Origin of the sequence: Pseudomonas veronii (genome assembly GCF_001439695.1) — a bacterium.
Taxonomy (GTDB): domain Bacteria; phylum Pseudomonadota; class Gammaproteobacteria; order Pseudomonadales; family Pseudomonadaceae; genus Aquipseudomonas; species Aquipseudomonas veronii.
On sequence record NZ_JYLL01000007.1, the window covers coordinates 206068 to 218528 of the forward strand.

Sequence of the window (12461 nt, forward strand, 5' to 3'; positions counted from 1 at the left end):
AAATGGTTTCCTCAACGCAAGATTGCCTTGCCAGTCCACCTTAGATGACGTCGCCATTTCGTGAATTCAAGCTTCAGCGGCGCTTTTTTTCGGCCAGACCTCAGCATGAGCCAAGGAAACCAGGGCCTCGCGCACTTGTGTCGGCGTGTTGCAAGACTCGGCGAACGGCAACCAGTGCAGCGCATGCCCTATGCGCAGGTGCATGCCTTCGCTGTCGATCCCGGCCAGTTGCGCCGGCTCGTGGGTGGGCAAACCGGCCAACCCGACGTAATGGGCGATGGCCTTGGAGTGGTCGGCGTTCATGTGCTCGACCATGCTGCGCTCGGCCGGGCCGGCGAACGGGTTGGCCAGGGTCAACCGGTCAAGCCAGTGAATCGCGCCAAAGCCGCCGATATAGCGGTGACGTACCGGCTTGAGTACCCAAAAGTCGAAGTCGTGGGCCTGGTGATAATTGGCCGATTCGGGGAAGTAGCGGTAATAGCGTTCGGCGGCCGCTTCAATCGCGGCGGCGTCGTGCAATTGCTCGGCTTCGGCCAGGTAGGTCAGGCGCCCCACTGCCTGCACGTCATCCGCTTCACGCTCGCCGACCAGCAGCGAACACTTGGGGTCTTTCTGCAGGTTATGGGTGTGCTGGGCGATCCGGCTGATCAGGATCAACGGCCGGCCTTGCTCGTCCAGGCAATACGGCACGACCGAACCGAAGGGAAAGCCGGGCATGGCTTTGGACAATGTGGAGAGGGCCCCACGGTATTCCTTGAGCAACAGCTCTCGGGCGTTCTTGGCAACGTGCGCGCTCAACGTATGACTCCTCGGGAATTCAGTCGCCCATAGCGTATGGGAATGGATCTCAAGCCAAGGTAATCAATATCCGCGCAGGTTGCCAGCGGGCACGAAGCGGATTACCAGGCCACGCCAAACCCTGCGGTGTAGCGGGTCTTGCTCAAGCTGCTTTCCGAGTCGCCGCTGATCACGTCACGCTCGGCCTTGAGATTGAGCGACGCCCACTCGGTGACCTTGTAGCGCAGGCCCATTTCCGCATCGAGGGCATACTCGGCCGGCCCGCCGATAGGCTTGCCCAACTCGCCGGAGGTGAAGAATTCAACTGTCTTGCCGATCAGGTAGCGGTTGTAGTCCCACTTCATGGCCAGGGAATAGAAGTTGTCCTTGCCGCCATCGGAATATTCGTAATCGGTGCGGTTGACCAACGAACCCAGGGAGAACGCGCCGAGCTCATCGTCCCAGAATTGGTAGCCCGGGCCGGTGCCGACAGTGCGTTGGCGGGACAGGTCTTCGACCCTGTCGCGCTTGTAGGTCAAGCGGCCCTGCCAGAACCAGTGCTCGGTGATGAAGCGGTCGAGGTCGTATTCCAGGGACCAGTTGTCGGTGGTGGTGACGTCGTCCTGGAACTCGCGGTTGTACTCGCCCTGCCCGGTGTGGCGCCATTGGCCGTGGCGGGCGGAGGTTTTGAAGTCGATGTCGTAGTCGTTGGTGTCTTTCTCGGCGCGCCTGTAGTCCAGCGCCATGTCGACATTGCCTTTCCACACCAGGTCTTCGATCACCGGCTTGGGCTTGATGATCTGCTGGATGCTGGCCAGTTCCACGGTCTTGGGCGCCTCGCCATTGGCCAGCACCACTTTGCCATCAGCCGCAGCCTGCAAGGATTTGGCTTTCTCACCGGTGTAGGCATCCTGCTTGACCAACAACTCCTGATCGCTCTCCAGGGTTTTCACCTGTTTCCAATCCACCGGGATAGCCCCCGCATAGTCGGTCTGGATCAGCAGCTTGCCACCGTCGAAGAGCTTGATCTTGCCGGACAGGCGGTCACCGTTCTTTAACCAGACGGTGTCGGCGAGCAAGGGGGTGGAGGCGCTGAAAACAGCAAGGCACAGCAGGGTTCTGGACAACATAAGCAGATAAGGGGCTCAGGATTGGCGAAATAGGGGCGTTATCGTGTTAGATAGCTAGGACTGACTCAATGAATTGTGTTGAGTTCAGTTCTCATCTGCATATTTACAGACGTTTCTTACAAGAAACCGACGATCTGAACGGATATATCCACCGTGAAGCAACCCGCCGAAGCCCCGCAAAGCCCTGCCGAGATGCGCCGCACCGCGCTGTACCTGACGCTGGCGCAAATCCCCGAAGGTTGCGTGGTGAGTTACGGCGAACTGGCCCACCTCGCCGGGCTGGGGCGCGCGGCGCGTTGGGTCGGGCGCACCCTGAGCCAACTGCCCGACGATACCCGCTTGCCCTGGCACCGCGTGCTGGCTGCCGGCGGTCGGATAAGCCTGCCGGCGGGCAGCGCCTCAGGCGACGAACAACGTGCGCGTTTACGCAACGAAGGTGTCGCTATCCTGAACAATCGCGTGGATATTCAGCGTCATGGCTGGCGCCCGGTAGAGCACAGCGGTTAGAGTGCGCGCTTTGTTTCCGTGAATCTGAGGCAGACTCCAGCCCATGCCCCGTAAAACCTGGCGCGCCGCGCTCGCCGCCTATGCCAGCCCCTCGACGTTAGTGCTGTTGTTGCTTGGCTTTGCCGCCGGCTTGCCTTACATGTTGGTGTTCTCGACGCTTTCGGTATGGTTGCGTGAGGCCGGTGTGGCCCGCGAGACCATCGGCTATGCGAGCCTGATCGGTTTGGCGTATGCCTTCAAATGGGTGTGGTCGCCATTGCTCGACCAATGGCGCCTGCCGCTGCTGGGCAAACTCGGACGTCGTCGCTCCTGGCTGGTACTGGCCCAATCGCTGGTGATCCTCGGATTGATCGGCATGGGCTTCTGCGACCCGCAGAAACACTTGTCCTGGCTGATCGCTATTGCGGTGATCGTCGCCTTCGCTTCGGCTACCCAGGATATTGCAGTCGATGCCTATCGCCTGGAAATCGCCGATGACAGCCGCCAGGCTGCCCTGGCCGCCAGCTATATGTCCGGTTACCGCATCGCCGCCCTGCTCGCCACGGCCGGCGCGCTGTTTTTTGCCGAAGGTTTCGGCTCTACCGGTTTCAACTATAAACACTCGGCGTGGACCGGCACCTATGTGCTGTTCGGCGTGCTGATGATTCCGGCGCTGCTGACCACCCTGTTCATGCGCGAGCCCAATGTGCCACTGCGCACCCAGTTGCAGGCCGGACGCTACAGTTTCGTGCATCAGTTGGTGTCGGTGTTTGTGCTGATCGTGCTGTTGGTGTCGGTGCCGGCGACGTTCACCCAGTTGTACAACACCGATTTCGCCAGCGTGCTGTTCCACGGTGTCAGCCTGTGGGAACTGTTAATGGAAGACCGCGCCTTCCTGCGCGCCATCCTCTACATCACCCTGACAACATTGTGCCTGTCGGCCATGGGCCGCCGAGGCCTGGCGCCGGTGCTGACGCCGGTCAACGACTTCATCCTGCGCTATCGCTGGCAGGCGCTGCTGCTGCTTGGGCTGATCGCCACCTATCGCATGTCCGATACCGTGATGGGCGTGATGGCCAACGTGTTCTATATCGACCAGGGCTTTACCAAGGACCAGATTGCCGGGGTCAGCAAGATCTTCGGCCTGATCATGACCCTGGTCGGCGCCGGCATGGGAGGCCTGTTGATTGTGCGCTTCGGCATCCTTCCGATCCTGCTCATCGGCGGCATCGCCTCGGCCGGCACCAACCTGCTGTTCGTGATGCTCGCCGACATGGGCCCGGACCTGCAGATGCTGATCTTCACCATCTCCCTGGACAACTTCAGCTCAGGCCTTGCCACCTCGGCGTTTGTCGCCTACCTGTCGAGCCTGACCAACCTCAAGTTCTCCGCCACCCAATACGCGCTGCTGAGTTCAATCATGCTGTTGCTGCCGCGCCTGATCGGCGGGTATTCGGGGGTGATGGTGGAGAAGTTCGGTTATCACAACTTCTTCCTGATCACCTGCGTGCTGGGTGTGCCGACCTTGCTGCTGATTGCGCTGCATTGGTTCCAGGAAAGCCGACGGATTCGCTTGAATCCGCCGGCAGAAGACTGACAGAGCCTCCCCTTGTAGCTGTAGCGAGCTTGCTCGCGAAGAAGTCACAGACACCGCGTTTATCCCGGTTTCCCGCGTCATCGTTGACGATCTTCGCGAGCAAGCTCGCTCCTACAAACAGCTCTGCGTCCTGATGCCTGTACGGCGGCAGTTTGCGCCCGTACAATCCCAAGTCACTTCAAGTCCAAGCAACCGACAACGGCCTACCATGCGTACCAGTCAATATTTGCTCGCCACACTGAAAGAAACGCCTTCCGACGCGGTTGTGATCAGCCATCAGCTGATGCTGCGCGCCGGTATGATCCGCAAGCTGGCTTCTGGCCTGTACACCTGGCTGCCCATGGGCCTGAAGGTGATGCGCAAGGTCGAAGCCATCGTTCGCGAAGAAATGAACGCTGCCGGTTCTCTGGAAGTGTTGATGCCGAGCACCCAACCGGCCGAGCTGTGGCAGGAATCCGGACGCTGGGAAGAGTACGGCCCTGAATTGCTGCGCTTCAAGGACCGTCATGGCCGCGACTTCTGCGCTGGCCCGACCCATGAAGAAGTGATCACCGACCTGATGCGCAACGAGTTGAGCAGCTATAAACAGCTGCCCCTCAACCTGTATCAGATCCAGACCAAGTTCCGTGATGAGATCCGCCCACGCTTCGGCCTGATGCGCGGCCGCGAGTTCATCATGAAGGACGCGTATTCGTTCCACGCCGACCAGGCGTCCTTGCAGGTCACCTATGACCGCATGCACACCGCCTACTGCAACGTGTTCACGCGCCTGGGCCTGAAATTCCGCCCGGTTGAAGCGGACAACGGCTCCATCGGCGGCGCCGGCTCCCACGAGTTCCACGTACTGGCCGAGTCCGGCGAAGACGATATCGTGTTCAGCAACGGTTCCGACTACGCGGCGAACATCGAGAAAGCCGAAGCCGTGCCACGGGAAACCGCCCGTCCAGCCCCGGCTGAAGAACTGCGCCTGGTGGACACCCCGGACACCAAGACCATCGCGGCCCTGGTGGAAAAATTCAATCTGCCGATTGAAAAGACCATCAAGACCCTGATCGTTCACGCCGAGGAAGCCGGCAAGCTGATCGCCCTGGTGATCCGTGGCGACCACGAGCTCAACGAAATCAAGGCCGCCCAGCAACCGGGCGTGGCCAGCCCGCTGGTCATGGCCTCCGATGCCGAACTGCGCGACGCCATTGGCGCCGGTGCCGGCTCCTTGGGCCCACTGAACCTGCCGCTGCCGATCATCATCGACCGCTCGGTCGAGCTGATGAGCGACTTCGGTATCGGCGCGAACATCGACGACAAGCACTACTTCGGCGTGAACTGGGAACGCGACTTGCCGGTGCCGACCGTGGCCGACCTGCGTAACGTGGTCGCCGGCGACCCGAGCCCGGATGGCAAGGGCACCCTGGAAATCAAGCGCGGCATTGAAGTCGGGCACATCTTCCAGCTGGGCAACAAGTACAGCAAGGCGATGAAGTGCGAAGTGCTGGGCGAAAACGGCAAGCCGATCACCCTCGAAATGGGTTGCTACGGCATTGGCGTATCGCGCGTGGTTGCCGCTGCCATCGAGCAGAACAACGACGAGAAAGGCATTATCTGGAGTGACGCCCTGGCGCCGTTCCAGGTGGCCCTGGTGCCGCTGCGCTATGAAACCGAGCAAGTCCGTGAAGCCACCGACAAACTGTATGCCGAACTGACGGCCGCCGGTTTCGAAGTGTTGCTGGACGACCGCGACAAGAAAACCAGCCCGGGCATCAAGTTCGCCGACATGGAGCTGATTGGCATCCCGCACCGGATCGTGGTCAGTGACCGTGGCCTGGCCGATGGCAATCTGGAATACAAGAGCCGGACCGAAGCCGAAGCCCAACCGTTGCCGGTGGCTGACGTGCTGTCTTTCCTTCAGGCGCGTATTCGTCGCTGAAAACCAGATCAAGAGAAGTCATGTTCAAGCGAAACACCAGAGCCCTGGGGGGCGCCGCCTTGTGCGGCGCCCTGCTGGTCAGCGGCTGCGCCAACCAGATGTCGCAACGCAGTGAGCACGAGGAGCGGGTCGAGCGTAAGTTGCTCGACCACAGCCTGCAGATCGATGTAGGCGAACCCAAAGTGCTGGAGCTGCCGCAACGTCGGGTTCGCATTCACGAGCAGAAGACCTTCGAGGTCACCGAATTCGAAGTCACCCGTCGTTACGACCGCTACACCCCCTACCAACCCTGGCGCAAACTCTATGAGATGCCGCTGGGCGCGGTCGCTTTGGTGGCCGGCGCGGGCGCCAACGTGGCGAATATCTTCGCCCTCGGCAACCTGCCGACCAGCATGACCCACGATTGGCTGAGCTACGGCATCGACGGCATCAACCCGTTCATGAACGTGCAATCCCACGGGCGTGCGCAACAGAACCTGGCGGGTATCGATGAAGTCCAGCGCGACAAGCGCGTGGAGTATTCGAGCCTGCCCTGGAGCGAACGCCCGGTGCAGGTCACCGCCGGCAGGCAAGTGTATGAAATGACCACCGACCGCAACGGCGTACTGCGCCTGAACCTGTTGGACAGCCCGTTTGCCGAGCAGGATCTGAACCGCATCAGCACCTTGAAGATCAGCGTGGAAGATGGCCAGGACGACGTACATTCGGACTCGACCCTGGCGGTGAGCCACACACTGCGCGGCAAGTTGCTCGAAGCCCACGGCCTGATCTACGACGACCTGGAAGACGACGAAGTCAGCCAGTGGGTCCACCGGGTCAAGCGCCTGTCGGAGCTGGGCCTGGAGGAAGAAGCCAGCGAACTGGAGCAGAGCCTGATCGAACTGACCCACAATGATCCGGAGTTGCAGCAGGAATTCCTGCAAGCGCTGACCAAGGACGCGGGGCGACTCGTCGCGGATCCTGGCGCACGCTGAGCCCTCGAAAACGCTGTAGATCTAAATGTGGGAGGGGGCTTGCCCCCTCCCACATTTGGTTTCCGGGTTCTACCAGGAGAGTTCGAGTTGTTCATTGCCACTGCTCAGGTCGAGCAACCGCACCCCAATCCCCAGCAACCGCACCGGCTTGCCACCGCGATTGAACGCCTGGGTCATCAGCTGTTGATAACTCTCCAGGTCCCGCCCTGCCCCCGCCTGCTCCAGGGTCGTCTGGGTAAAGTCATGAAACTTCACCTTCACGAACGGCTTCCCCGCGCGGTAACTGCTGTCGATGCGCGCGATGCGTCCAGCCAGGGTTTCCATCAGTTCAGGCAGTTTCGCCAGGCAACTTGAAAGATCTGGCAGGTCCACATCGTAGGTATTTTCCACACTGATCGATTGCCGACGACTGTCGTTCTGCACCTCGCGCTCATCTATCCCACGCGCCAGGCTCCACAGTCGCTCGCCAAAACTGCCGAATTCGCGCACCAGCGCCAGCTTGTTCCATTCGCGCAACTGCAGGCAGTCTTCGATCCCCAGGCGCGCCAGCTTGTCGGCGGTCACCTTGCCCACGCCATGCAGCTTTTTCACCGGCAATATCGACACAAAGTCTTCGACCTGGTCCGGGGTGATCACAAACAGGCCGTTGGGTTTCTTCCAATCACTGGCGATCTTGGCCAGAAACTTGTTGGGCGCCACACCGGCGGACACGGTGATATGCAATTGATTCGAGACCCGGCGGCGGATGTCCTGGGCAATACGCGTGGCGCTGCCGCCAAAATGCGGGCTGTCGGAGACGTCCAGGTAAGCCTCATCCAGGGAAAGCGGCTCGATCAGGTCGGTATAGTCGCGAAAGATGCCGTGGATTTCCTTCGACGCTTCCTTATAGGCATCCATGCGCGGCTTGACGATGGTCAGGTCGGGGCAGAGCTTCAAGGCATGGCGTGATGACATCGCCGAACGCACCCCATAGGCCCGCGCTTCGTAGTTGCAGGTTGCGATCACCCCGCGCCGATCCGCCGAGCCGCCGACGGCCAGCGGTTTTTGCGCCAGGCTCGGGTCATCGCGCATCTCGATGGCGGCGTAGAAGCAATCACAGTCGACGTGGATGATTTTGCGCTGCGTCATATATAAGAAGGGGAGCAATCCAACGGATGGGCAGTATCGCACTCACCCCTGTATATAGCACCAGTAGTTTGAATCTTCCGCTTGAGCGGTAGGAAAATTCTCAGATGAATTTATTTTCTCAATCGAATTTAACCTGCCAATAGAGCTGAAACCCTCGGCCAGACTGGCCCCGAAGGCTCAACCTGGCTGTGATGGAGAGCTAACCGATTGAAGCACAAGCGCTTTTCTTCGATTCATAGGTTGACACCCCTGCGTTGCGCTGTAGAATGCCGACACACAGACGCGGGATGGAGCAGTCTGGTAGCTCGTCGGGCTCATAACCCGAAGGTCGTCGGTTCAAATCCGGCTCCCGCAACCAGTTTTAAGTACACGTCAAACACCGCCACGACCTCACCGTCGCGGCGGTGTTTTCGTTTGTGCTGATTTTAATGACTGAGACTGAGGGCGATGGTCGCGCCCGGTTTCGGCTCGATTGCTTGATAAAAATCAACGTTATGTACAGCCCTTGGTTGGTAACGTTTACCCGGATGGGCAAGCATCGGAATTCACCTGCCGCCACGGATGAAATAACGCGCTCGCGTTTGCGTCTCGCGGCCTGACAGGTGCTGGTGTACGCCTCAATCGATCTTCACGCCTCCCCACTCAAGGATCGGATCATGACGGCCATCCCGAGTAACGATGCAAAGTGGTCTTGGCGGCGTGTCACAAGGATTGTTCTGATCCTTGTCATCGTCTTGGCAGCCGGCGCCGGTGGCGCCTGGTACTGGTGGCAAAGCCAGCAAGGCAAGTTGCCCGAGGGCATTGTCTCCGGGAACGGCCGCATCGAATCCGACCAAATCGACATCGCCGCGAAGCTGGCCGGACGCGTGCGCGAGGTGCTGGCCCGGGAAGGCGACCTCGTCGCCGAAGGCCAGGTGCTCGCCCGCCTCGATACCACGGAGTTGCAAGCGCAACGTGCCAAATATGCCGCCGACGTGGCTTCCGAGGAGGCCTCGATGCTCGAGGCAAAGGCGACTGTCGTGCAACGGCAAGCAGAACTGACCCTCAAGGAAGCAAAGCTGCGCCGCGCCCTCAAGCTGATCGTCACCGGGGCGATCAGTGAGGACAACCGCGATGAGGCGCAGGGCGAACGCGATTCTGCGCGCGCCGTTCTCGACGCCGCGCAGCGGACCGTGACCGCGCGCGAGCGTTCGGTGGTGGCCGCACAAGCCCTGGTTAATCAGACCGACGCCCAGATCGCCGACACCATTCTTGTGGCGCCCGTGCAGGGGCGTGTTCTGTATCGTCTCGTCAACCCCGGGGAAGTCGTTTCGGCGGGCGGAAAGGTGCTGACGATCATCGACCTGTCCGAAATCTACATGGAGATTTATCTCCCCTCCGAACAGGCCATGCGCGTAACGATCGGGTCGGCCGCGCGAATTGTGTTCGACGGTGCCGACTTCGCCGTGCCGGCCAAAGTGAGTTTCGTGTCGCCGGACGCGCAGTTCACGCCCAAGCAGGTCGAGACGCGCAGCGAACGCGACAAGCTTATGTTCCGGGTCAAGCTGCGCATCCCGCCGAGCCTCATCGCGCGCCACCTCAACCAAGTGAAAACGGGCACCCGCGGCATCGGTTATGTGCGCCTCGATCCGAACCCGCCCAATTGGCCGGACACCCTGCAAAAGCGCATTCAGGCTGATCCTGTCGACGCCGAGGATTGATAATGGAGACTCGCGCAGCGCTGATTGCCGAGGTTTCCAACGCGAGCCATGTCTATGGCAAGGTTCTAGCGCTCGACAATGTCTCGCTCGCACTGCCGAGCGGCCAGATGACGGGCATCATCGGCCCTGACGCCGCCGGCAAGTCCACGCTGCTCGGCCTGATCGCCGGTGCGCGGAAGATGCAGACCGGATCGGTCGAGGTCCTCGGCGGCAGCATGAGCAATGCCCGGCACCGCCGCTCCGTCTGCACACGCATTGCCTATATGCCGCAAGGGCTCGGCAAAAACCTCTATCAGGAGATCAGCGTCCGCGAGAACCTGGCCTTCTTCGCCACCCTCTTCGGCCTGTCCGCATCGGAACGTGACGCACGCACCCGGCGCCTGGCGGCGGCGATAGGCTTACTCGCGTTTCTCGAGCGGCCGGCCGGAAAGCTGTCGGGCGGCATGAAGCAAAAGCTCGGCCTGTGCTGCGCGCTCATTCACGACCCCGACCTGCTCATTCTCGATGAGCCGACGACCGGCGTCGATCCGTTGTCGCGTCGACAGTTCTGGGACCTGATCAGCGAACTGCGGCGCGAGCGACCGACGATGAGTGTCGTCATCTCCACCGCCTATATGGACGAGGCCGGCCAATGCGATTGGCTCATCGCAATGGATCACGCCCGCGTGCTTGCCTGCGGCACCGCGGATGAGCTGCGCGAGAAGACCGGCCAACAAGACATCGAAGCGGTGTTTGCCGCCCTGCAGCCGGGGCACAAATCGACGGCGCAGCGCTTCGTCATTCCGCCGCGCCAACCAGGCAGCGAGGCGCCGGTCATTGTCGCGAGGAATCTGACACGTCGTTTCGGCAGTTTCACCGCGGTCGATAACGTCAGCTTCGCCATCGAGCGCGGAGAAATCTTCGGCTTCCTCGGCTCGAACGGCAGCGGCAAGACCACCACCATGAAGATGCTGACCGGACTCCTGGCGCCAAGCGAGGGAGAGGCCGAGGTCTGCGGCAAACCTGTCGATGCCAACGACCTGTCGGTCCGCCAGCGCGTCGGCTTCATGTCGCAATCGTTCTCGCTCTATGGCGAACTCACCGTGCGGCAAAACCTGCGTCTTCATGCACGCCTTTTTCATCTGGCCGCGGACCACGCTAACGCGCGTATCGCCCAGCTCATGGTCGATGTCGGCCTTGTCGACTATGCCGACACCGAAGCGAACTCGCTGCCGCTCGGCGTGCGACAGCGCCTTTCGCTGGCCGTGGGGATCGTTCACGACCCCGAGTTGCTGATCCTTGACGAGCCGACCTCGGGCGTCGATCCGCTGGCACGCGATGAATTCTGGCGTTTGCTCGGCGATCTCTCGCGAACCCGCAATGTCACGATCTTCGTCTCCACGCATTTCATGAGCGAAGCCATGCGCTGCGACCGCATCTCATTGATGCACGCAGGTCGCGTCCTCGTCTGCGACACGCCGCAAAACGTCATTACCGCCAAGGGCAGCGCGAATCTCGAAGAGGCGTTCATCGCCTATATCGAGGATGCCGAGCCCGCTGCGCCCGCGCCCTCCGTGGCGGATGCCGAGGCGCAGACCCAGCGCGATGCAGCGGCGTTGTCGCCCAGCCGCTCGACCTTCATGCCGCTGCGCCGCCTCCTGGCCTTTACCAAGTGCGAGACGTTGTCGCTTATGCGCGATCCGGTGCGGCTCGCCTTCGCCTTCCTCGGCTCCTTCATCATGCTGTTGATCTTCGGCTTCGGCGTCTCCAGCGATGTGACCAACCTCACCTATGCGGCGTTCGACCACGACGACACGCCGGAGAGCAGAGCCTATCTCGCCAACTACTCGAGCTCCCGATATTTCACCGAAAAGACGCCGATCCACAGTGTCGACGAAATGCAAAGGCGCCTGAAGTCGAACGACATCACGCTGGCCATCGAAATCCCACCTGGCTTCGGGCGCCTGGTAAAGCGCGACTCGGATTGGCAGGTATCGGCCTGGATCGACGGCGCCAACACCTCGCGTGCCGCCACCATCGAGGGTTACGTCGAGTCGGCGCACAACCTCTTCGCCGAAGAGAGAAAGCGCCAGTCCAGCGACGTAGCGAGCAAGAAACCGACGACCAGCATCGTGATCCGCAACCGTTACAACCCGACGGCCGAGAGCATTTATGCAATCGGGCCGGCCGTGCCGGCGATGTTGCTCATGATGTTTCTCGCCATTCTCACAGCCGTCAGCGTTGCCCGTGAAAAGGAGATCGGCACGATCACGAACTTCTACGCCACGCCCACGACGCGCCTGGAGTTCCTGATCGGCAAACAACTGCCCTACATTGGCGTCGGCATGATCAATTTCTTCATCATGACCGTGACCGTGCGGTTCCTCTTCGATGTTCCGCTCAAGGGCGACGGCCTCACGCTGACCCTGGGCGCGCTGTTCTATGTGGCGGCGGCCACCGGCTACGGGCTGTTCATCTCGACGTTCACCTCAAGCCAGGTCGCAGCGGTGTTCGCCGGAGCGGTGCTGTCGATGCTGCCGACCATGCAGTTCTCCGGCATGATGCAGCCCGTCTCGACGCTGGAGGGCGGCGCGCGCCTCATGGGGTACCTCTGGCCGACGAGCTATTACATGCACATGAGTGTCGGTGCGTTTACCAAGGGGCTTGGCTTCACCGACATGGTGACCGACCTGCTCGCGCTGAGCCTGTTTTGCCCGGCCTTCTTATTGCTGTCCGCGCTGCTCCTGCGCAAACAGGAGAAATAAG

General features: G+C 61.0%; 9 protein-coding genes and 1 tRNA gene. 7 read left to right on the forward strand and 3 right to left on the reverse strand.

The features are described 5' to 3' along the window. Positions 1 to 66: 66 nt before the first annotated feature. Together TU80_RS12150 and TU80_RS12155 are read right to left on the reverse strand one after the other, a co-directional pair. Positions 67 to 798, reverse strand: coding sequence for a HugZ family pyridoxamine 5'-phosphate oxidase (locus TU80_RS12150; RefSeq protein WP_057004559.1), 732 nt, complete (start codon positions 796 to 798; stop codon positions 67 to 69). A 101-nt stretch (positions 799 to 899) separates the two neighbouring features. After that, positions 900 to 1907 carry a DUF481 domain-containing protein gene (locus TU80_RS12155; protein WP_057004560.1) on the reverse strand — a complete coding sequence of 336 codons (1008 nt, stop codon included), beginning with the start codon at positions 1905 to 1907 and terminating at the stop codon, positions 900 to 902. Positions 1908 to 2099: 192 nt separating this feature from the next. Here TU80_RS12155 and TU80_RS12160 point away from each other — a divergent pair, with 192 nt between their 5' ends. The 4 genes from TU80_RS12160 (at position 2100) to TU80_RS12175 (ending at position 6888) form a co-directional block, all read left to right on the forward strand. Next, on the forward strand, positions 2100 to 2414 hold the full coding sequence (locus TU80_RS12160; protein ID WP_186355047.1) for an MGMT family protein: 315 nt from the start codon (positions 2100 to 2102) through the stop codon (positions 2412 to 2414). 43 nt (positions 2415 to 2457) lie between these two features. Then, the gene (locus TU80_RS12165) at positions 2458 to 3990 is read left to right on the forward strand and encodes an AmpG family muropeptide MFS transporter (RefSeq protein WP_057004561.1); all 1533 of its coding nucleotides are present in this window, start codon (positions 2458 to 2460) and stop codon (positions 3988 to 3990) included. Between the two features lie 208 nt (positions 3991 to 4198). Beyond that, entirely contained in the window at positions 4199 to 5914 is a 1716-nt protein-coding gene (locus TU80_RS12170; RefSeq protein WP_017846118.1) for a proline--tRNA ligase, read from the forward strand. Between the two features lie 20 nt (positions 5915 to 5934). Then, positions 5935 to 6888 carry a hypothetical protein gene (locus tag TU80_RS12175; protein ID WP_057004562.1) on the forward strand — a complete coding sequence of 318 codons (954 nt, stop codon included), beginning with the start codon at positions 5935 to 5937 and terminating at the stop codon, positions 6886 to 6888. Between the two features lie 69 nt (positions 6889 to 6957). Here the strand turns inward: TU80_RS12175 and dinB are convergent, their stop codons facing one another. Further along, positions 6958 to 8016, reverse strand: coding sequence for a DNA polymerase IV (dinB, locus tag TU80_RS12180; protein ID WP_046382209.1), 1059 nt, complete (start codon positions 8014 to 8016; stop codon positions 6958 to 6960). A 281-nt stretch (positions 8017 to 8297) separates the two neighbouring features. On the opposite strand from dinB, the gene TU80_RS12185 reads away from it, so the two are divergent. The 3 genes from TU80_RS12185 (at position 8298) to rbbA (ending at position 12460) form a co-directional block, all read left to right on the forward strand. Further along, a tRNA-Met gene (locus tag TU80_RS12185) sits at positions 8298 to 8374 on the forward strand. 298 nt (positions 8375 to 8672) lie between these two features. Then, a complete protein-coding gene (locus TU80_RS12190; RefSeq protein WP_057004563.1) occupies positions 8673 to 9716 on the forward strand; it encodes an HlyD family secretion protein in 1044 nt (347 codons plus the stop codon). Positions 9717 to 9718: 2 nt separating this feature from the next. After that, positions 9719 to 12460, forward strand: a complete 2742-nt coding sequence (gene rbbA, locus TU80_RS12195) for a ribosome-associated ATPase/putative transporter RbbA (RefSeq protein WP_079444617.1) — start codon at positions 9719 to 9721, stop codon at positions 12458 to 12460. Position 12461: the final 1 nt, after the last annotated feature.